The organism is Streptomyces sp. NPDC050448 (assembly GCF_040655295.1).
Classification (GTDB): Bacteria; Actinomycetota; Actinomycetes; order Streptomycetales; family Streptomycetaceae; genus Streptomyces.
Window position 1 is genome coordinate 79,994 of the sequence record NZ_JBFAJR010000030.1, and the last position, 21,707, is coordinate 101,700.

At 71.1% G+C, this 21,707-nt stretch carries 10 protein-coding genes and 1 pseudogene; 8 read left to right on the forward strand and 3 right to left on the reverse strand.

Annotated elements, in window-relative coordinates; genetic code table 11:
* The first annotated feature begins 8 nt into the window (after nucleotides 1–8).
* The 6 genes from AB0I68_RS28825 (at nucleotide 9) to AB0I68_RS28850 (ending at nucleotide 16,491) form a co-directional block, all read left to right on the forward strand.
* Nucleotides 9–6,584, forward strand: a complete 6,576-nt coding sequence (locus tag AB0I68_RS28825; protein ID WP_363180284.1) for a type I polyketide synthase — start codon at nucleotides 9–11, stop codon at nucleotides 6,582–6,584.
* Between the two features lie 5 nt (nucleotides 6,585–6,589).
* Nucleotides 6,590–9,709 carry a type I polyketide synthase gene (locus AB0I68_RS28830; RefSeq protein WP_363180285.1) on the forward strand — a complete coding sequence of 1,040 codons (3,120 nt, stop codon included), beginning with the start codon at nucleotides 6,590–6,592 and terminating at the stop codon, nucleotides 9,707–9,709.
* A 187-nt stretch (nucleotides 9,710–9,896) separates the two neighbouring features.
* Nucleotides 9,897–13,121, forward strand: coding sequence for an amino acid adenylation domain-containing protein (locus AB0I68_RS28835; RefSeq protein WP_363180286.1), 3,225 nt, complete (start codon nucleotides 9,897–9,899; stop codon nucleotides 13,119–13,121).
* Between the two features lie 139 nt (nucleotides 13,122–13,260).
* Nucleotides 13,261–14,619, forward strand: coding sequence for a crotonyl-CoA carboxylase/reductase (gene ccrA / locus AB0I68_RS28840; RefSeq protein ID WP_363180287.1), 1,359 nt, complete (start codon nucleotides 13,261–13,263; stop codon nucleotides 14,617–14,619).
* A gap of 1 nt (nucleotide 14,620) precedes the next feature.
* A complete protein-coding gene (locus AB0I68_RS28845; RefSeq protein WP_363180288.1) occupies nucleotides 14,621–15,610 on the forward strand; it encodes a ketoacyl-ACP synthase III in 990 nt (329 codons plus the stop codon).
* Nucleotides 15,607–16,491 (forward strand): 3-hydroxybutyryl-CoA dehydrogenase, encoded by an 885-nt coding sequence (locus AB0I68_RS28850; RefSeq protein WP_363180289.1) that lies wholly within the window; start codon nucleotides 15,607–15,609, stop codon nucleotides 16,489–16,491. The genes AB0I68_RS28845 and AB0I68_RS28850 overlap by 4 nt, the downstream gene beginning before the upstream one ends.
* Nucleotides 16,492–16,583: 92 nt before the next feature.
* Here the strand turns inward: AB0I68_RS28850 and AB0I68_RS28855 are convergent, their stop codons facing one another.
* From AB0I68_RS28855 to AB0I68_RS28865, 3 genes are all read right to left on the reverse strand, one after another.
* Nucleotides 16,584–17,360, reverse strand: a complete 777-nt coding sequence (locus AB0I68_RS28855; RefSeq protein WP_363180290.1) for a MerR family transcriptional regulator — start codon at nucleotides 17,358–17,360, stop codon at nucleotides 16,584–16,586.
* A 4-nt stretch (nucleotides 17,361–17,364) separates the two neighbouring features.
* Nucleotides 17,365–18,165, reverse strand: coding sequence for an alpha/beta hydrolase (locus AB0I68_RS28860; protein ID WP_363180291.1), 801 nt, complete (start codon nucleotides 18,163–18,165; stop codon nucleotides 17,365–17,367).
* 307 nt (nucleotides 18,166–18,472) lie between these two features.
* Nucleotides 18,473–19,234 (reverse strand): alpha/beta fold hydrolase, encoded by a 762-nt coding sequence (locus tag AB0I68_RS28865; protein WP_363180292.1) that lies wholly within the window; start codon nucleotides 19,232–19,234, stop codon nucleotides 18,473–18,475.
* Between the two features lie 431 nt (nucleotides 19,235–19,665).
* Here AB0I68_RS28865 and AB0I68_RS28870 point away from each other — a divergent pair, with 431 nt between their 5' ends.
* Nucleotides 19,666–21,567 carry a 2-oxoacid:acceptor oxidoreductase subunit alpha gene (locus tag AB0I68_RS28870; RefSeq protein ID WP_363180293.1) on the forward strand — a complete coding sequence of 634 codons (1,902 nt, stop codon included), beginning with the start codon at nucleotides 19,666–19,668 and terminating at the stop codon, nucleotides 21,565–21,567.
* Nucleotides 21,557–21,707 (forward strand): annotated as a pseudogene (locus AB0I68_RS28875) (2-oxoacid:ferredoxin oxidoreductase subunit beta); the annotation flags it as partial. The gene AB0I68_RS28870 and the pseudogene AB0I68_RS28875, both read left to right, overlap by 11 nt.

Below are 21,707 nucleotides of genomic sequence, written 5' to 3' on the forward strand. Positions count from 1 at the left end.
GGAAAGCGATGACTAACGACAACAACGCCGATGTTCTTGACTACCTCAAGCGGACATCGATCGAGCTGCTCGAAACGCGCAAGCGCCTGAAGGAGCTGACGGACGCCGCCGGCGAGCCCGTCGCGGTGGTGGGAGTCGCCTGCCGCTTCCCTGGCGGGGCGACCTCCCCGGAGGCCCTGTGGGACCTGGTCCAGGCGGGCGCGGACGTCGTGTCGGAGTTCCCGGAGGACCGCTACTGGGACCTGGAGGGCCTGTCCGACCCGGATCCGGACCGGCCGGGCACCTGCTCCACGCGCTCGGGCGGCTTCCTGTACGACGCCGGTGACTTCGACGCCGAGTTCTTCGAGATCAACCCGCGCGAGGCGCTCGCCGCCGACCCGCAGCACCGGTTGCTCCTCGAGACCTCGTGGGAGTCCCTGGAGCGGGCCGGTATCGACCCGCAGACCCTGCGCGGCAGCAGCACCGGCGTTTTCGCCGGTCTCGCGTACTTCGGGTACGGCAACCACTTCCACACCCCCGAGGCCATCTCGGGCTACGGGCAGACCGGTTCCCTGCTGAGCGTGGCGTCCGGCCGTGTGTCGTACGCGCTGGGCCTGGAGGGCCCGGCGGTGTCGACCGACACCGCGTGCTCGTCGTCGCTCGTCGCGGTGCACCAGGCGGCGCAGTCGCTGCGGCAGGGCGAATGCAGCCTCGCCCTGGCCGGCGGCGTCACCGTCATGGCGACGACGCAGGTGCTCCGGGAGATGTCGAAGCTGCGGGGCCTGTCGGCCGACGGCCGGTGCAAGGCGTTCGCCGACGCGGCGGACGGCACCGGCTTCGCCGAGGGCGTCGGCATGCTGGTCCTCGAACGGCTCTCCGACGCGCAGCGCAACGGCCGTCGCATCTGGGGCGTGATCCGCGGCTCGGCCATCAACCAGGACGGGGCCTCCAACGGCCTGACCGCACCGAGCGGGCCGGCGCAGCAGCGCGTGATCCGGGCGGCGCTGGCGAACGCCCGCGTGCAGGCGAGCGACGTGGACGTGGTGGAGGCGCACGGCACCGGCACGACGCTCGGCGACCCCATCGAGGCGCAGGCCCTGCTGGCCACCTACGGCCAGGACCGGGACTCCGACAGCCCGCTGTGGCTGGGGTCGCTGAAGTCGAACATCGGCCACACGCAGGCGGCCGCGGGCGTCGGCGGCATCATCAAGATGCTCATGGCGATGCAGCACGGGGTGCTGCCCAAGACCCTGCACGTGGACCGCCCGTCGACGCACGTCGACTGGTCGGCCGGTGCGGTGGAGCTGCTCACCGAGGCCCGGGACTGGACCAGCGCACCGGGCCGTCCCCGGCGGGCCGGCATCTCCGGCTTCGGGGCCAGCGGCACCAACGCGCACCTGATCCTCGAGCAGGCACCCGAGCAGGAGGCGGCGCCCGACGCCGCCGATCAGGCGCCGGGAGTCGCCGGCGGCCTCGTGCCGTGGGCGCTGTCGGCCCGCTCGGAGCAGGCGCTGCGGGCGCAGGCGGAGAAGCTGCGCGCATTCGTCGCCGCCGATCCGGACGCCGATGTCGCCGCCATCGGCGCGTCGCTGGTGTCGAGCCGGTCGCGGTTCGAGCACCGCGCGGTGGTGCTGGGTCGCGGCCGCGACGAGCTGCTGAGCGCGCTGGCGTCGCTGGGCGACGGCGCGGAGTCCCCCGCGGTGGTGCGCGGCGCCGCCGCGGAGCTCGGCCGTTCCGTCTTCATGTTCCCCGGCCAGGGGGCGAGGTGGACCGGTGTGGCACGGGAGCTGTACGACAGCTTCCCCGTCTTCGCGCAGAGCCTCGACGAGGTCTGCGCACGCTTCGACGCGCATCTCCCCTTCGCTCTGAAGCCGCTGCTCCTCGCCGACGAGCCCGAGGGACGCGAGCGCACGGACGTCATGCAGCCGGCGCTGTTCGCCCTGCAGGTCAGCCTGTACCGGCTGATGGCGCAGTACTGCCCGCGGCCGGACTTCCTGATCGGCCACTCGGTCGGCGAGATCGCGGCCGCCCACGTGTCCGGAGTCTTTGACCTGGACACGGCGACCCGGATCGTGGCCGCCCGCGGACGGGTCATGCAGAAGGTCACCGAGCCCGGTGCCATGCTGGCGGTCCGCGCCTCGGAAGCCGACGTGAACGAGCTGCTCGGCGAGTACACCCGGGTCGGCATCGCCGCCGTCAACGGCCCGGAGTCGGTGGTGGTCTCGGGCCTGCGCGACGAGGTCCACGCCCTTAGGGACCGGCTCGTCGCCGACGGCAGGTCGGCGAAGCTGCTCCCGGTCGACCACGCGTTCCACTCCCCGCTCATGGACCCGATCCTGGACGAGTTCGCGGAATCGATTCAGCAGCTGCCCGCGGGCGAGCTGTCGATCCCGATCGTCTCGACCCGGCTGGGCCGCGAGGCCACGCTCGGGGAACTGACGTCCGCCGGGCACTGGGTGGACCACGTCCGCGAGCCCGTGCGCTTCTACGACGCGGTGGAGCGCGCCCGCGAGGCCGGAGCGGACGTCTTCCTCGAAGTCGGTCCGGGGGCGACGCTCACGGGCATCACCAAGGACGCCTTCGCCGGCGAGGGCGTGAACGACGCGGTCGTCCTGTCCTCCTCGCGGCGGGACCGCGGGGCAACGCAGGCGCTGGCCGCCGCACTGGCCGAACTGCACGTCCGGGGCGGCTGCGTCGACTGGGACGCCCTGTTCGGGACGCGTGAGCGGGTGGACCTGCCGACGTACGCGTTCCAGCGCCAGCACTACTGGCTGGACCTCCTGGCCGGGATGGCGTCGGCGGACGTGGCCTCCGCCGGTCTTTCGGCCCCGGAGCACCCGCTGCTGGGCGCCGTGGTGGACCACCCCGGCACCGGCGAGGTGGTGTTCACCGACCTGTGGTCCCTGCGGACCCACGACTGGCTCGCCGATCACGCCGTGTTCGGTGCGGTCGTCGTACCGGCGACGGCCTACATGGACCTGGCGCTGTCGGTGGGCGACTACGTCGGGTGCGCCGCGGTCGAGGAACTCTCCCTGGAAGTTCCCCTGATTCTTCCCGACTCGGGCGACGTACAGGTGCGGGTCGTCGTCGGTGCGGCCGACGAGACGGGACGCCGCTCCCTGGACGTGTACTCGCGTCCCGCCGAGGACGGCGCGACGGCGGGCGGCTGGACCCGTCACGCGATGGGCAACCTCGCACCGGGCACCCCGCAGACGGCCGGGTGGGCCGACGACACGCGCGCGCTCGCCGTGTGGCCGCCGGCCGGGGCGAAGCAGCTCGACTTCGACGGTCTCTACGACTCCCTCGCGGACGGCGGCTTCGACTACGGTCCGACCTTCCGCGGGCTGCGCGAGGTCTGGCAGCACGGCGACGACCTCTTCGCCCTCGCCACCCTGCCGGAAACCGCCGAAGGCGCGGCCGGGGGCGGGTTCGCCCTCCACCCGGCGCTGATCGACACCGTGCTGCACGCGGTGGTGGTCGGGGGTGTCATCAAGGTGACGGGCGACCAGGGCTGGATGCCCTTCTCGTGGTCCGGCGTGCACCTGGCCGGGGAGTGCGGCCCGACCGTGAAGGTCCGGCTCACCCCGGCCGGCGAAGGCGTCGTGTCCGTGGCGATCGCCGACGAGCACGGCCGCAAGATCGCCCACGTCGACGCGCTGACGTTCCGGCCGGCCAGTGCCGAGCAGGTGCGCTCGGCGCGCGGCGGCCAGGAGCAGCCGCTGTACGAACTGGAATGGCGAGCGGCCCGGCAGAGCAAGCAGGAAACCCCCCGCGGGCAGTGGGGCGTCCTCGGTGCGAAGAACGGCCTGGCCTCCCGGATCGCCGAGGCGGGCGACGAAAGCGTCGCGTTCTACGCGTCCATGGACGATGTCCTCTCGGGGACCGCACCCCGGCACGTCGTCCTCTGCCTCGACGACTTCGTCGCCGCCGGCCCCGACCTGCTCACCACGGTCGCAGGCGCGGACAAGCACGTCCTCGACTCGGTCCAGCGGTTCCTCGCCGAGGAGCAGCTCGCCGCATCCACACTGGTGGTGCTCACCCGCCTGGCCCTGGGCACCGGAGCGGGGGAGAGCGTCGAAAGCCTCCCCGGCGCCTCCGTGTGGGGCCTGATCCGGTCCGCCCAGACAGAGCACCCCGGCAGGTTCCGGCTCGTCGACATCGACGACGACGAGACCTCCCGGGCGGGCTTCCCGGACGCGCTCGCCATCGATGAAGACCAACTGGCGCTGCGCGGCGGCGCGTACCTCGTGCCCCGCATGACGCCGGCCTCACCCGCGGACCACCAGATCGAGCCGCCGGCGGCCGGCGCTCACCGGCTGGGCATCCCGACCAAGGGCACGCTGGAGAACCTGACCTGGGTGCCGTGCCCCGAGGTGGAAGCGCCCCTGACGAGCGGGCAGGTCCGCATCGCCGTCCAGGCCGCCGGCCTCAACTTCCGCGACGTCACGATCGCCCTGGGGCTGATCGACAGGACGGCCATCGATGCCGGCCTCGGCAGTGAGGGCGCCGGAGTCGTGCTGGAGGTGGCGGACGACGTGACCAGTCTTTCGCCCGGTGACCGGGTGACGGGCATCTTCTCCGGTGCCTTCGGCCGCGTGGCCGTGGCGGATCACCGCATGGTCACGCCCATCCCCGACGGGTGGAGCTACGCCGAGGCGGCGTCCATGCCGAGCACCTTCCTCACCGCCTACTACGCGCTCTTCCACGTGACGAAGCTGGAGAAGGGGCAGCGGATCCTCATCCACGCCGCGGCCGGCGGCGTCGGAATGGCCGCCGTCCAGCTGGCGAAGCACGTCGGCGCCGAGATCTACGCAACCGCGAGCCCCGCCAAGTGGCCCACCCTGCGCGGCCTGGGCCTGGACGACGACCACCTGGCGTCGTCGCGCGACCTGGAGTTCGCGCAGAAGTTCCTGGACTCCTCGGGCGGTCGCGGTGTGGACGTCGTCCTGAACTCCCTCGCGCACACGTTCGTCGACGCCTCGCTGAAGCTCCTCCCCCAGGGCGGAAACTTCGTCGAGATGGGGAAGACGGACATCCGCGATCCCCAGCGGGTGGCAGCCGATCACCCCGGAGTCGACTACGAGGCCTTCGACCTCTACGCGGCCGGCCCGGACGCGATCCAGGAGATGTTCCGGGCCGTCATGGAGCTGTTCGCCGACGGACGGGTGGGGCTGAGCCCGATCTCCGTCCGGAACATCCGCGACGCGCGCAGGACGTTCCGCGAGATGAGCCAGGGCCGCCACGTCGGCAAGCTGGTATTCGAAGTGGGCGACGGCCTCGGCGGCGGCACCGTGCTCGTCACCGGCGGGACCGGGGGAGTGGGTTCGCTCGTGGCGCGGCACCTCGTGACCGAACACGGCGTGCGGAGCCTGATGCTGGCGAGCCGCCGGGGAATGGCGGCCGAAGGGGTTCCCGAGCTGGTTGCGGACCTGGAGAGCGCGGGCGCCGCGGTCAGAGTCGTGGAATGCGATGTCGCGGACCGGGCCGCCGTGGCGGACATGCTCGCGGACATGCCCCGCCAGTACCCGCTGACGGCGGTCGTGCACGCGGCAGGTGTGCTGGCGGACGGCACCGTCGAGTCGCTGACCGCGCAGAGCGTCGACCGCGTGCTGCGCGCCAAGGTCGGCGGTGCGGTCAACCTGCACGAGCTGACCAGGGAACACAACCTGTCGGCGTTCATCAACTTCTCCGCCCTCGCGGGCACGCTCGGCACCGCAGGACAGGCGAACTACGCCGCGGCGAACGGGTTCCTGGACGGTCTGGCGGCGCAGCGCAAGGCATCCGGCCTGGCCGGCACCTCGCTGTGCTGGGGCTGGTGGGAGCAGAGCAGCGGCATGACAGGGGACCTGGACCAGGCCGACCTCTCCCGGCTCCGGCGGATGGGCATCGCCGCGATGCCGACGGCCGAGGCACTGGCCCTGTTCGACTCGGCGTGCGCGTTCGACAAGCCCGTCCTCATCCCGGCTCGGGTGGACGTCGCCGCGCTGCGCAGCAAGGGCGGTGACGAGCTGCCGCTGCTCCTGCGCGGCCTCGCCGACGGCGGTCGTCCCCGCCGCAACAAGGCGGGCACGGCCAAGGACGGCGGCTCTCCCGTCCTGTCCGCCAGGCTGGTCACCCTGCCGGCGGCCGAGGCGGAGGCAGCCGTCCTGGACTGGGTCCGCGACCAGGTCGCCATCGTGCTCGGACACCCGTCCGGCGCGGCCGTCGACGCCGACCAGGCGTTCACCCAGCTCGGATTCGACTCGCTGACCGCGGTCGAACTGTGCAACCGCCTGGCTTCCTCGACCGGACTGCGCCTGCCGTCCACCCTCATCTTCAGCTACCCGACGCCACGCGAGCTGGGCCTGCACCTCGTCGGCCTGCTGCGCCCGGCGCCGGACACGGGTTCGGCCGAGGGCACGGACGCGGAGATCCGGGAACTGCTGCGGACCGTCTCGATCGACAGCCTGCGCAGCGCGGGCGTCCTGGAGCTGGTCCTGGCCTGTGCCGACCCGGCCCGGCCGAGCGGCGACGGGGACGTGGCGGACGCGGACACCGCCGCGGACGAACTGTCGGACATGGACCTGGACGCCCTGCTCGACCTGGCTCTGGATGAGAAGAGGTAAGTGACATGACCAACTCCGCGGATCAGACGGCGGAGGGCGCGGACCGGGTCCAGCGGGCGCTTCGCGCCCTGCTGGAAGAGCGGGACCGCCTCCGCCAGGAGAACGACGCCCTGAAGGCCGGCCGTGGCGAGCCGATCGCCGTGGTGTCCATGGCGTGCCGCTACCCGGGAGGCGTGTCGTCGCCCGAGGAGCTGTGGGATGTGATCCGCAGCGGCCGGGACGTCGTGGGCGAGTTCCCGGCGGACCGCGGGTGGCGGGACGTGTACGACCCGGACCCCGACACCGTCGGCAGCGCATACGTGCGTCAGGGAGGGTTCCTGACGGACGTCGCCGGCTTCGACGCGGACTTCTTCGGCATCAGCCCGCGCGAGGCGCTGGCGACCGATCCGCAGCAGCGCCTGCTGCTGGAGACGTCGTGGGAGGCCTTCGAGCGGGCGGGCATCGTCCCCGCCGACGTACGCGGCAGCGAGGTCGGCGTCTTCTCCGGGGTCAGCTCGACCGAGTACGGGTGGCGTTTCCTGGAGGCGGGCCAGAGCGAGCTGGAGGGCTACCTGCTGTACGGCAGCTCGCTGAGCGTCGCGTCCGGCCGGGTGGCGTACGAGCTGGGGCTGACCGGGCCGGCGGTGTCCGTGGACACGGCGTGCTCGTCGTCCCTGGTCACCCTGCACATGGCGGTGCAGTCACTGCGTGCGGGGGAGTGCTCGCTCGCGCTGGCAGGCGGGGCGCTGGTGATGTCGACGCCCGCGGCCTTCGTGGAGTTCGCCCGGCAGCGCGCTCTGTCGGCCGATGGCCGGTGCAAGGCCTTCGCGGACGGAGCCGACGGAACCGGCTGGGCCGAGGGAGTGGGCGTGCTGCTGCTGGAGCGGCTGTCCGACGCCCGCCGCAACGGCCACCCGGTGCTCGCCGTCGTCCGCGGTTCCGCGGTGAATCAGGACGGGGCCAGCAACGGTCTGACCGCTCCCAACGGCCGCGCCCAGGAGAAGGTGATCCGGCGGGCCCTGGCGAACGCGGGGGTCGCGGCCTCCGAGGTGGACCTGGTCGAAGCCCACGGCACCGGAACCACCCTGGGCGATCCCATCGAGGCAGACGCTCTGCTGGCGACCTACGGGAAGGACCGGGCCGAGGGCAGGCCGCTCTGGCTGGGATCCCTGAAGTCGAACATGGGCCACGCCCAGGCCGCCGCCGGGGTCGGCGGGATCATCAAGGCCGTGATGGCCATGCGCCACGGTTATCTGCCGAAGACCTTGCACGTGGATGCGCCCACGCAGCACGTGGACTGGTCCTCCGGCGGGGTCGAACTGCTGGTGGAGGGCCGTGAGTGGACCCGGGCGGACGGTCCGCGGCGGGCCGGCGTGTCGTCGTTCGGAGTCAGCGGCACCAACGCGCACATCATCCTGGAGGAGGCTCCGCCGCAGGAGCGGGCGGACGAGCGCGGTCCGGACTCGGGCGTCGTCGGCGGGCTCGTGCCGTGGGTGCTGTCGGCCAAGAGCGCGGCGGCCCTTCAGCTGCAGGCGGGCAAGCTGCGCGACTTCGTCGCCGCCGATCCGGACGCCGATGTCGCCGCCATCGGCGCGTCGCTGGTGTCGAGCCGGTCGCGGTTCCAGCACCGTGCGGTGGTACTGGGACGCGGCCGCGACGAGCTGCTGAGCGCGCTGGCGTCGCTGGGCGACGGCGCGGAGTCCCCCGCGGTGGTGCGCGGCGCCGCCGGGAAGCCCGGCGGTGTCGCCTTCATGTTCCCCGGACAGGGGTCGCAGTGGGTCGGCATGGGCCGGCAGCTGTACGACACCTTCCCGGTCTTCGCGCAGAGCCTCGACGCGTGCGCGGCCGCACTGTCCGAGTGGGCCGACTGGTCGCTGCTCGATGTGGTGCGCGGATTGGCGGGGGCGCCGTCACTGGACCGGGTGGACGTGGTCCAGCCGGCGCTGTTCTCGGTGATGGTGTCCATGGCCGCCCTGTGGCGTTCCTGGGGCGTGGAGCCGGCCGCGGTGATCGGGCACAGCCAGGGCGAGATCGCCGCCGCCTACGTGTGCGGTGCGCTGTCGCTGCGGGACGCCACCAAGATCGTGGCGCTCCGCAGCCAGGCTCTGGTGGATCTGATCGGTCACGGCGGGATGGCATCGGTCGCGGAGTCCGCTGACGTCGTAGCGGAACGTCTCGCTCCGTGGGGCGACCAGCTGAGCATCGCGGTGGTCAACGGCCCCCGCTCGGTGGTGGTGTCCGGGGAGCCGGACGCACTCGACGAATTCGTCGAGAAGATGAAGGCCGACGGTGCTCAGGCCCGTCGAATTTCGGTGGACTATGCCTCGCATTCCCACCACGTGACCCGGGTTCGTGACAAGGTGATCGGCGCACTGTCCGACGTGAGCCCGAAATCGTCGACGCTGCCCCTCTACTCGACGCTGTACGGCGAGGTCATCGACACCGCCGAGCTGAACGGCGACTACTGGTACAGCAACCTGCGCGAAAAGGTCCTCTTCGAAACTTCCGTCCGGCGACTGGCCGAGGACGGTTTCCGGGTCTTCATCGAGATGAGCCCGCACCCCGTTCTGACCGTCCCGGTGCAGGAGATCGTCGAGGACGTGGACGACGCGGTGGTCCTGGCGTCGTCGCGCCGCGACCGGGGCGAGGTGGAGGCCGTGGTCGGCTCGCTGGCCCAGCTGCACGTCCGGGGCGGCTCCGTGGACTGGCACGCCCTGCTCGGGACGCGTGAGCGGGTGGATCTGCCGACGTACGCGTTCCAGCGGCAGCGGTACTGGTTGAACTCCTCGCACACGGCGGTGGCGGCGGAGGTGCCCTCGACGGAGCCGCCCGCAGGCGATGACCACCTCGTCCCCCTGTCGGACAGGGTCTGCGCCCTCCCCGACGACGACGCGAAGGCACTCGTGCTCGAGCACGTCCTCGAGAAGGTCGCCGTCGTACTCGGACGCCCCTCCAGCGAGTCCCTCGACCCCGACCAGGAGTTCAGGGAGATCGGATTCGACTCGCTGCTGTCGGTCGAGCTGAGCAAGCGCCTGACCGCGTCGACCGGACTCAAGCTGAGGGCGAACCTGGTGCTGAAGCACCCGTCACCGCGGCTGATCGCCGAGCACGTCACGTCCTCGATGGCCAAGCGCGGTCCGCAGTGATCCCCTCGTGTTCCGGGCGCATTCCCGCCCCGTAGGAATGTCCCGCCGGCGGGACACCGCAAGCTCGACAGCGGCTTGTCCCGCCCGGCACCGACTTGTCTTGAACGGCTGACTCACTTCCCTGAAGGTGGGGGTGATCTGTGAAGTTCTCCGGTTCCCGGGCCTGTTTGCTGAGGGGTTGATCAGTGTGCGTTCGTTCGGTGCGTCGTCTGCGCATAAAGGCATGTGGCGGGCGCAGGAAATGGCTCCCGACACGCCGAACCATGCGCTGACCATGTGGGATGTGGACGGTGAGCTGGACGCGGCAGTCATGGAATCCGCGTTCCTGCACGTGATGGGCGAGGCGGAGGTGCTGCGCGTCAACTTCGTCGACGACGGCAGCGGGCTGCGCCTCGTACCCCGGGAGCTGGGGGACTGGCGGCCGTTCTTCCTGGACCTCAGTGGCGAGGCCGATCCCGAGCAGGCGGCGCGCGAAGCGCTGTCCGACATGGTGCGGCAGCCGTTCGACCTGTCGCGGGATCTGCTGTTCCGGCTGGGTGTGGTCAAACTCGCGGCGGCCCGCTCCCTCCTGGTGATCGCCTACCACCACCTCATATCGGACGGGTTCGGCGCGGGTGGCCTGCTGTCGCGGCGCCTCGCCGAGGTGTACACGGCGCTGGTGCGGGGTGAGAAGGTACCGGAGCTGCCGCACCCGTGGGACACCGAGTCGTTCGCTGCCGAGGCAACGGAGTACCTCGCCTCCCCGAAGTTCACCGAGGACACGGAGTTCTGGCGCGACTACCTGAAGGATGCTCCGGCACCCGCGCAGGTTCCGCGTGTCGCCCTGTCCGACGCGATGCGGTCCGCGCTCTCCGAACCGGTGAGCAGCGCCGACCGCTGGTCGGAGGTGGCCGAAACCATCGGCATGGTGAGCCGGACGCTGACCGTTCCGCGCGCCGAGGCGGACGTGTGGACCGAGACCGCGACGTCCATGGGCGTGTGGATGTCGCAGATGCTGACCGCCGCCGCGGCGGTGTTCTTCCGGCACCGTTGCGACCGTCCGGAGTTCCTCCTCTCGCTGGCCGTGGGCAACCGCGTCGGAGTGGCGAGCAGGACGCCCGGCCTGGCGGTGAACGTGGTGCCGGTGCGGGTGGCCGTTCCGCTCGGTGCGACCTTCGCCGAGATCGCCGACGCGATGGTCGACGAGACGTACGACCTCTTCGATCACACCGCCTGCCACTACTCGGACATCCAGCGCGCGAGCGGAACCGTCCTGAGCGGCCGCGGCAGTTTCGGTGCCGTCATGAACGTCGTCGAGTTCGTGGAGCAACTCCACTTCGCCGACAGCCCGGCGCGCTACTCCGGCGCGACGACCGGAACCTTCGAGGAACTGTCGATCGGCGTCTACACCGACGGGAGCGCCGACAGCGACCTCTACATCCGGCTCGACGCCCCTGCGAGCCTGTACCACCGCGCGGAGCTGCGCTTCCTCGGCGAGGAGCTGATCGCGCACATCCGTGCCGTGGTGGCCGCCGGTGAGCAGCCGGTCGGCGCGCTGGACGTGGTGAGTGGTGTCGAGCGCGACGGTGTGCTGACGGCACCGAACGACACGGATGCGCCGCTGCCGGGGCTGACGGTTGCGGAGCTGTTCGCCCGACAGGTGGAGCGGGACCCCTATGCCGTCGCGATGGTGTCCGGCGACTCGGAGGTCTCGTACCGGGATCTGGACGAGCGCTCGAGCCGTCTGGCCGAGGCGCTGCGACGGCGGCACGTCGGACCCGAGACGGTCGTGGCCGTGGCGATGCCCCGATCGGTGGACCTCGCCGTCGCCCTGCTGGGCGTGGTGAAGGCGGGCGGAGCCTACCTGCCGATCGACCCGACGCTCCCGCCGGAGCGGATCGGGTCGCAGGCCGGCGACTCTTCGGCGCGCGCACTGCTCACCGATGCGGCCACAGCCGGAGCGATCTCCTCCGGCCCGGACGTTCCGGTGATCGTGTTCGACGACATCCTGTCGGACACCGCCGGCGATGACGGCAACGGTGTGCCGGAGGCTGCGGTCCCCTCGCACCAGGACAACCTGCTGGCCGTGATGCACAGCTCCGGACCGACCGGTGCGGCCGCCGCAGTCGCCGTGACGCACCGGAACATGGAGCGGTTCGTCAAGGACCGCCACTGGAAGGAGGCCGGCCACAGCGCCGTGCTGTGGCATGCGCCGCACACCTCCGATGCGCTCGCCCTCGAACTGTGGGTGCCGTTGCTGAACGGCGGCCGGGTGGTCGTGGCTCCTGCGGGGGAGCTCGGCATCGATGCGCTGACCGAAGTGCGAGCGGCGAACGAGATCTCCACGGTGTGGCTGCCCGCCGGCCTGTTCTCGGCGATCGCGGCAGAACGCCCCGAGTGCCTTGCCGGGTTGCGCGAGGTGTGGACCGGTGGTGACCGCGTGTCCACGGCCGCGCTGCGCCGGGTCCGCGAGGCCTGCCCCGAGCTGACGATCGTCACCGGCCACGGCCTGACGGAAACGACCGTGTTCGCCGCATGCCATCGTCTGGCCGCGGACGAACCGGTTCGCCTCGCGTCCGCGGTCGGCCGCCCGATGGACAACACCGCCCTCTACGTGCTGGGGCCGGGACTGGCCCCGGTCCCCGTCGGCGTGACCGGAGAGCTGTACGTGGCCGGGCCCGGCGTGGCGCGTGGATACGCCGGTCGGCCCGGGCCGACCGCGGAGCGTTTCGTGCCCTGTCCGTTCGGTCCGGACGGCGCTCTCATGTACCGGACCGGAGACCGGGTGCGGTGGGGTACCGGCGGCCGGCTCGAGTACGTGGCCCGGGCCGACGCCCAGGTGGATGTGCGTGGCGTCCGGGTCGAGTTGGCCGAGGTCGAAGAGGTGCTGTCCGAGTACAGCGGCCTTGCACAGTCGGTAGTGGTCGTCAGGGAGGACGGTTCCGGGCAGCAGCGGCTGGTGGCCTATGTGGTCCCGGTGCGCGGCCAGGCCGTTTCGGGTGAAGAGCTGCGCCGGTTCGCCGCAGGGTGGCTGCCGGAGTCCATGGTGCCGTCGGTGTTCACGGTGCTGGAACGCCTGCCGTTGACGGCCAACGGGACGGTGGACCGGGCGTCGCTGCCGGAGCCCGAGTTCGACGGCGGGAAGTACCGGGCACCGCGCAACGAAACCGAGCGGGTTCTGGCCGCTGCGTTCGCCGACGTGCTCGAGCTGGACCGGGTGGGCATCGACCAGGACTTCTTCGACCTCGGTGGCAACTCGCTGCGGGCGATCAGACTGGTCGGCCTGATCCGGGCGGAGCTGAAGCAAGAGGTGTCGATCCGCAGACTGTTCGCGGCGCGCACCGTCATCGGCCTGTCGGACATGTGGAAGGACCTTTCCCAGTCCAGCAGGCCGACTCTGAGCAGGAGGACGAAGGCGGGCGCAGTCCTCTGATCACCGGCCCCCGCTCAACCAAGTGTTGAGCGGGGGTCTCGCGTTTTTCCAGTCAGCAGTGGTTTCGTTTGAGCTCTCCATTGACATACCGTGCGGCACATTTCTTTTCCCGTCGCTGCTACAAAGGAGAAAGAGAATCATGGATTCTTTGGCCGAAGCCCTGCTGGCTGGTGCCGGCCCGGGTGAGATCGGCAGACACGAACTCCCGACGGAATTCGAGGCCGCGCACATCCTGGCCTCGGATGTCGGCATGTTCGACGGCGTGGCGGACAAGGACGTCCGCAAGTCGCTGCATGTCGGGCAGGTCCCGATGCCGGACATCGCTCCGGACGAGGTGGTCGTCGCCGTCATGGCGAGTTCCATCAACTACAACACGGTGTGGTCGGCGACGTTCGAGCCGGTACCCACCTTCGAGTTCCTCAAGCGCTACGCCCGGGAGGGCGGGTACGCCGCCCGGCACGATCTGCCGCACCAGGTGGTGGGGTCGGACGCGGCAGGCGTCGTCGTGCGGGTCGGGGCCGGGGTGCGGCGCTGGAAGGTGGGCGACCACGTGGTCGCCAGCTGTGTCCAGGTCGACGAGCAGGAGCCGGCGACGCACGCCGACGCGATGCTCGGGACGGGGCAGCGGATCTGGGGTTACGAGACGAACTTCGGCGGGCTCGCCCACTACTCGGTGGTCCGCGCGAGCCAGCTGCTGCCCAAGCCGGCGCATCTGACCTGGGAGGAGTCGGCCGGTGTCCTGCTGACCGCGGCGACTTCCTACCGGATGCTGGTCGGTGACAACGGCGCGCGGATCAAGCAGGGCGATGTCGTGCTCATCTGGGGTGCGACGGGCGGGCTGGGCGCGTTCGCGGTGCAGATGGTGAAGAACGCGGGCGGTATCGCCGTCGGCGTGGTCAGCTCCGAGCGCAAGGCCGAGGTGCTGCGCCGGCTCGGGTGCGACGTGGTGATCAACCGCAACGAGATCGGCTTGGACGGGGACGACGCGCTCACCCCGGAGCGGACGATCGAGCTGGGCAAGCGGCTCGGCCGGGAGATCCGGCGGCAGGTCGGCGAGGACCCGCACGTCGTGCTCGACTACATCGGGCGGGCGACGTTCGGGATTTCGGTGTTCGTCGTGCGCAAGGGCGGAGTGGTCGTCACCTGCGGATCGAGCACGGGTTATGACCACCACTTCGACAACCGCTACCTCTGGATGAATCTCAAACGCATCGTGGGCAGCCACGCGGCGAATCTCCAGGAACAGGCGGAGTGCAACAGGCTCTTCCGGCTGGGGCACCTTTCCCCCATTCTTTCCGAGGTGTTTCCGCTGAAGGAAGTGGGCGAGGCCGCACGGCTGGTCCAATTGAACAGGCACACCGGAAAGGTCGGCGTGCTCTGCCTCGCACCCGAGGAGGGGCTCGGGGTCACCGATCCCGTACTGCGGGAGAAGATCGGGGTGGCGCGGATCAATCCGCTGCGCGGTTCCGGTGCGCCCTCTTCCGCCGAGGTGTGCTGACGTGGGAATCGGAATACTTTCCACCGGCTCCTACCTGCCCAAGAACGAGGTGGGCAACGAGGAGGTCGCCGAGCGCGTCGGCGTCACCGCGGAGTGGATCGAGCGCAAGACGCAGATCCGGTCCCGGCGGTACGCGGCCCCGCACGAGGCGACGTCCGATCTGGCGGTGAAGGCTGCCGAACGGGCGCTGGAGCAGGCGGAGCTGACCGCGGAGCAGATCGACTACGTCATCGTCTCGACCTCCACCGGGGACTTCCCGCAGCCGCCCACGTCGTACCTGGTGCAGCACGGGCTGGGCGCCTACGGCGCGGCCTGCTTCGACGTCAATGTCGTGTGCAGCGGCTTCGTCTACGCGCTGTCCCTGGCCCACAGCCTGGTGGCCGTGCGGCCGGACGCCCGGGTGCTGGTGATCGGGGCGGACGTGTACTCGCGGATCCTGGACTTCACGGACCGCAGGACGGCGATCCTGTTCGCCGACGGCGCCGGGGCCGCGGTCGTCGGGGCGGTTCCGGAGCCGTACGGGATCATCGCGAGCGACCTGTCCAGCCGCGGCGACGCGCATCACCTGATCCGTGTCGAGGCCGGCGGCAGCCGCAATCCGGCGTCGGCGGCGACCGTCGCGGAGGGCGGCCACTTCTTCAAGATGGACGGCCGAGGCGTGAGGGACTTCGTCGCCGAGCACGTCCCGCCGGCGCTGGTCGCGCTGGCACGCAAGGCCGGGGTGGACATCGGCGCCGTCGACCACTTCGTACCGCACCAGGCCAACGGCGTGATGCTCGGCGAGGTCGTCGAGCGCGCGGGGCTGGGCGCCGCGCAGACGCATCGCACGCTGATCCGGTACGGGAACGTCGGCAGTGCCTCGGTGCCCGTCGCACTCGACGAGGCCAACCGCACGGGAGCGCTGTCGCCGGGGGACCTGGTGCTGCTCGCCGGGTTCGGCGGCGGCATGTCGATCGGAGCATCACTTCTGACCTGGGGGGCCCACGCATGACCACGTCCACGCAGAGCGCCGGTACGGGCATCCACCGGGTGGGTGTCGTCGGCAGCGGCATCATGGGCACCGGCATCGCCGAACTGTGCGCGAAGGCCGGGCTGAACGTGACGGTCGCGGTGTTCTCCGAGTCGTCGCTGGTGACGGCGCCGCAGCGGCTGGCCGCGTCCCTCGACCGGGGGGTGGCCAAGGGCAAACTGACCGCGCAGGAACGCGACGCGGCGCTGGGCCGGGTGTCGTTCACCCGCGACCTCGGCGAGCTGGCGGACCGCCAGCTGGTGGTCGAGGCGGTCAAGGAGGACCAGCAGCTCAAGCTGGAGGTGTTCGCCACCCTCGACAAGATCGTCGAAGACCCGGACGCGATCCTGGCGACCAACACGTCCTCGATCCCGGTCGCACGGCTCGCCGCCGCGACCCGGCGTCCGGGCCAGGTGCTCGGCATGCACTTCTTCAACCCGGTGCCGGCGCTGCCGCTCGTCGAGCTCGTCGGCTCGGTGCTGACGGACGAGGCCGTGAGCGCGCGGGCGCTGGTCTTCGTCCGCGATGTCCTCGGCAAGAAGCCGATCGCCGCGCCGGACCGGGCGGGCTTCCTCGTCAACGCGCTGCTGTTCCCCTATCTGCTGTCCGCGGTCCGGATGGTCGAGGCGGGCCTGGCGACCGCCGAGGTCGTCGACCAGGGCATGGTGCAGGGCTGTTCGCATCCGATGGGGCCGCTGCGGCTCGCCGACCTGATCGGCCTGGACACCACCGTGTCCATCGCGCAGGCCATGTACGAGGAGTTCAAGGAGCCGCTGTACACGCCTCCGCCGCTGCTGCTGCGCATGGTCGAGGGGGGTCTGCTGGGCAAGAAGTCCGGCCGCGGTTTCTACACGTACGCGTGACATCCCCCCCGGCGGCGCGGAGCGGGTCCCGCCGCCGCGGCCCGGGTCCTCCGGGATCACGCCGGGTGCGCTGCGCGGTGTCCGGGCGGCCGTCACTGATGCGGGATGTCGACGCCGGCCGCGCGGAGGTTCGCCTCGAGCAGTTCGTTCAGCCGGGCGGCCGCCGGCGCCTGGTCTTCCCGGTGGTGGTTGATCAGCCCGTAGCGGGTGGCGGCGTCGGGTCTGGCCCGGAACTCGTCCGGCATCGACAGCAGTTCGCGGCTGGCCAGCACCATGGCGCACAGGGCGGACGCGAGATCGTCGAGCCGTGGGTCGTGCGGATCCCACGACTCGGCCTCCTGGCAGCGCTTCACCAGTTCGACGTACTGAGGGTCGCCGAGCTGGTGCTCGAGCTGGATCAGGAAGCTTTCGAAGACCTCCGGTACCAGGGCACGGGCCAGTATCAGGGCTTCCTGCTGGATGGCCACGTAGTCGGCGCTGAAGCCGAGCTCGGCGAGCCGGTCCAAGGCCGCGCAGGCGCGCTCGGGCAGCAGGAGCCGGTCGCCGGCGGCGAGCCGGTGCAGCACCGCGCGCCGCGCGATCAGCTCCTCGATCCGATCGGTGAGCCGCCGCTCGACGTCGTCCAGGGCGGAGGCGAACCGCTCGGGATCGGCGTCGAGCAGATCTCCGATCTCGGCCAGCGGCACGCCCGCGCCGGCGAGCGTGCGGACCTGGACCAGCCGCAAGATCTCGGACGATCCGTACCGGCGATATCCGGAGCCATCGCGTTCCGGTTCGTCGACCAGGCCGAGCCGGTGGTAGTGGCGCACGGTTTTCACCGTGACGTCGGCGAATGCGGCCGCCTGACCGATCGTGAGCCCGTACACCATCTGCTCAGCGAGCCCTCTGATCGTGAGCGGCCGCGGTCTCGCGTACGGCGTCGGCAATGGCCCGGAAGTCCTTGCGCAGAACGTGGGAGTGGTTGCTCGCGACCTTCGCGCTCACCCTGACGTTCGGGTTCCGGGCGAGCACCGGATCGAGTGAGGCCCGCATCTTTTCCATCTCCTCCTGGCCCCCGCCGAGGCTGCCACCCGTGGCGAGGACATACCGCACCGGGTAGGTCACGCGGTCGAGGACCGGTCCGATGGAGGCGTTGATCTCGTTGGCCTCGATGTTGATATCGGCGTGCTGGTCGGCGGTCATCCGCGCGGCCAGGCCCAGCGGGCGCACCAGCGGCAGCAGGAACCGCATCCGGCGGAACAGGCGCCGGATCCGCTCGCGGCCGTCCTCGCCGGTCAGACCGTACGGAATGGCGCCGTCCACGGTCACCGCCCCCAAGACGCGGTGCGGATTCCGGTCGGCCCAGTGCACCGCGAGCGCCGCACCGTAGGACCAGCCGACGAGCAGCGGCCGGTCCACCCCGGTCGCCTCGAGGACGGCATCGATGTCCCGGACACACGCCTCGAAGGAGTAGTCCGCCGACCGCTTCGACCGGCCGCGGGCCCGCTCGTCGAACGTGATGTGCCGCCAGCCGGTGCCGAGTTCGGCGATCACGGGCCGCCAGGTCCGGTGGTCGGCGTAGGAGCCGTTGAGGTAGACGACGGGACGGCCGGGGCCGCGCGTGTCGGTGACGGCCAGGGCCGTGTCGTCGACGGGGACCATGCCGGTCCAGGCCGAGGTAGTGGAATGTGTCATGCAATCAGCGTCCACCCTGACCCTGGGTCAAGGTCAACCGCGAGATCGATCCGGACCCCGAGTTTGGCTGACCGCCGGTGTGGACCCGGCGGCAACTGATCGACGGCATACGGTGGCGCAGACGCACGGGTGCACCGCGGCGGGACGCGCCGGAACGGTCACGCGGACCCGCTGGGGGCCGTCGCCCGCGAGAGACCCGTCTTGTCCGGTATTCGCCTGCCGTGAGCGGTCAGCCGGGCCATGCGGTGGGACACGAAGACCTCCGTGCGGTGAAGAGTCGGCCTCTCCACCACACCGGAGGTCCCGGTCAGGAAGCGGCGGTGCCGACGAGCAGCCCCTCGGTCACGGTCGCAGCGACCTGGCCGACGTGGTCGGCGAGGTAGAAGTGGCCGCCGGGGAAGACCTTCAGAGCGAAGTCGCCGCTGGTGTGCTCCCGCCATGTCCGAGCCTCGTCGACCGTCACCATCGGGTCGCTGTCCCCGATCAGGGCGGTTATCGCAGTGGCGAGCGGCTCTCCCCCGCGCCAGGTGTACCCGCCGAGGGCCCGGTAGTCGGCGCGCAGCGCCGGCAGCACCATCTCCAGGACCTCGGGGTTGTCGAGCATGGCCTGATCGGTGCCGCCCAGCCTGCGCATCTCGGCCAGCACGTCGGCGTCGTCGTGGAGGTCGGGGATGGTGTCCCGGGGGTCCGGCGCGCCCCGGCCGGAGAGGAACAGCCGCTGGGGGCCGGGCAGGTTGCCTTCGCGGGCGAGCAGCCGGGCCGTCTCGAACGCGACGAGCGCGCCCATGCTGTGCCCGAACAGGGCGTACGGCCGTCCGGAGTCCGCGGCGAGTTCGCGGGCCAGCTCCTCGGCCACCGCCGCGATGAGCGGGGCCAGGGCCGTGAACGGGGCCTCACGGTACCGGTCCTGGCGCCCTGGGTACTGTACGGACACCACGTCGAAGTCGGCAGGCAGCGTACGCGCCAGATGCGTGTACGCCGTCGCGGAGCCCCCCGCATGCGGGAAGCACACGAGCCGTGGCCCATCCCCCGCGGCCGTGGTGAAGCGCCGGAACCACGTGCTGTTCACTGTTGGTGTGTCCCTTCGTCTGTGCCGGCCCACCGGTGCCCGGCTGTGGTCGGCCCGGCCGGTCGAAGGCCCGCCGGTGCCCTCGGGGGGATAGGGGGCGCCGACGGGCGGTTCGGTGCCCCGCGAGGGCTCGCGCCCGTCCGTACCGGAGCTCACGACCCGAGCATTGCGCCCCGCCCTCGACGGGTGCTCGCAGGACGGTGGAGAGCGGGCGCGACGGGCCCGACGCGACGGGCCCGACCGGCTGCCGCCGTCGAAGCCCCGCCTCGTTCAGGTGCCTGCTCAAGCCGACGCTGGGCGACCGCACAAGCGCCTCTCTATCAGTGGTGCATAGCCTCCGGGGAGGTATACGACCCTGCACCGCAACGCGTGTCCGCCGAGGTGTGTCTGCCTGCACTCGCGGACCAGCACCGACAGGAGCCGACACACGTATGTCCGTGGAAACCACTGCCCCCGGCGTGTCAGGGGCGTGTGACAAAGAAGTCCGGCGTCTGGATCGGGTGATCATCCGGTTCGCGGGCGACTCCGGTGACGGTATGCAGCTCACGGGTGACCGGTTCACCTCGGAGACGGCCTCCTTCGGGAACGACCTCTCCACGCTGCCGAACTTCCCGGCCGAGATCCGGGCGCCTGCCGGGACCCTGCCGGGGGTGTCGTCGTTCCAACTGCACTTCGCCGACCACGACATCCTCACCCCCGGCGACGCGCCGGACGTGCTGGTGGCGATGAATCCGGCGGCGCTGAAGGCGAACATCGCGGATGTGCCGCGCGGCGCCGAGATCATCATCAATACCGATGAATTCACCAAGCGCCCGATGGCCAAGGTGGGCTACGAGACCTCACCGCTGGAAGACGGCTCGCTGGACGGCTACCGCGTGCACCCGGTCCCGCTGACCACGCTGACCGTGGAGGCCCTCAAGGAGTTCGACCTGTCCCGCAAGGAGGCCGAGCGGAGCAAGAACATGTTCGCGCTCGGGCTGCTGTCGTGGATGTACCACCGGCCGACCGAGGGCACGGAGCGGTTCCTGAAGGCCAAGTTCGCCAAGAAGCCCGAGATCATGAAGGCGAACCTGGCGGCGTTCCACGCGGGCTGGAACTTCGGCGAGACGACGGAGGACTTCGCGGTCTCCTACGAGGTGGCCCCGGCGACCCGCGCCTTCCCGACCGGCACGTACCGCAACATCTCCGGGAACCTGGCCCTGTCCTACGGGCTGATCGCGGCGGGCCGGCAGGCCGACCTGCCGCTCTACCTGGGCTCGTACCCGATCACCCCGGCCTCGGACATCCTGCACGAGCTGAGCAAGCACAAGAACTTCGGCGTGCGCACGTTCCAGGCGGAGGACGAGATCGCCGGCATCGGCGCGGCGCTCGGCGCGGCCTTCGGCGGCTCGCTCGCGGTGACCACGACTTCCGGCCCGGGCGTGGCGCTGAAGTCCGAGACGATCGGCCTCGCGGTCTCCCTCGAGCTGCCGCTGCTGATCGTGGACATCCAGCGCGGCGGCCCCTCCACCGGCCTGCCGACCAAGACCGAGCAGGCGGACCTGCTCCAGGCGATGTACGGGCGCAACGGCGAGGCACCGGTCCCGATCGTCGCCCCGCGCACCCCGGCCGACTGCTTCGACGCGGCCCTGGACGCGGCCCGGATCGCGCTGACGTACCGCACCCCGGTGTTCCTGCTCTCCGACGGCTACCTGGCCAATGGCTCCGAGCCCTGGCGGATCCCCGAGGCGGACGGACTGCCGGATCTGCGCACCCAGTTCGCCGAGCGCCCCAACCACACGCTCGCGGACGGCACCGAGGTGTTCTGGCCGTACAAGCGCGATCCGCAGACGCTGGCCCGCCCGTGGGCGGTCCCCGGGACGCCCGGTCTGGAGCACCGGATCGGCGGCATCGAGAAGCAGGACGGCACGGGCAACATCTCGTACGACCCGGCCAACCACGACTTCATGGTCCGCACCCGCCAGGCCAAGATCGACGGCATCGAGGTCCCCGACCTCGACGTCGACGACCCCACCGGCAGCGCGGGCACCCTCGTGCTCGGCTGGGGTTCGACGTACGGGCCGATCACGGCGGCGGTGCGCAGGCTGCGAGGCGCGGGCACGCCGATCGCCCAGGCCCACCTGCGCCACCTCAACCCGTTCCCGCGGAATCTCGGTGAGGTGCTGAAGCACTACGACAAGGTGGTGATCCCCGAGATGAACCTCGGGCAGCTCGCCACCCTGATCCGGGCCAAGTACCTGGTCGACGCCCAGTCGTACACCCAGGTCAACGGAATGCCGTTCAAGGCGGAGCAGCTCGCGACCGCCCTCAAGGAGGCCATCGATGCCCACTGAGGCCCTGACCCTCGTGCCCAAGTCCGAAGTGCCTCTGGCTGCCCGGGACTTCAAGTCGGACCAGGAGGTCCGCTGGTGCCCCGGCTGCGGCGACTACGCGGTGCTCGCGGCCGTCCAGGGCTTCATGCCCGAGCTCGGAC

Coding starts and splice junctions, on each gene's coding strand:
- AB0I68_RS28870 (WP_363180293.1), top strand. CDS start 19,666: ATGTCCGTGGAAACCACTGCCCCCGGCGTGTCAGGGGCGTGTGACAAA.
- AB0I68_RS28855 (WP_363180290.1), bottom strand. CDS start 17,360: ATGGTGTACGGGCTCACGATCGGTCAGGCGGCCGCATTCGCCGACGTC.
- AB0I68_RS28830 (WP_363180285.1), top strand. CDS start 6,590: ATGACCAACTCCGCGGATCAGACGGCGGAGGGCGCGGACCGGGTCCAG.
- ccrA (WP_363180287.1), top strand. CDS start 13,261: ATGGATTCTTTGGCCGAAGCCCTGCTGGCTGGTGCCGGCCCGGGTGAG.
- AB0I68_RS28850 (WP_363180289.1), top strand. CDS start 15,607: ATGACCACGTCCACGCAGAGCGCCGGTACGGGCATCCACCGGGTGGGT.
- AB0I68_RS28860 (WP_363180291.1), bottom strand. CDS start 18,165: ATGACACATTCCACTACCTCGGCCTGGACCGGCATGGTCCCCGTCGAC.
- AB0I68_RS28825 (WP_363180284.1), top strand. CDS start 9: ATGACTAACGACAACAACGCCGATGTTCTTGACTACCTCAAGCGGACA.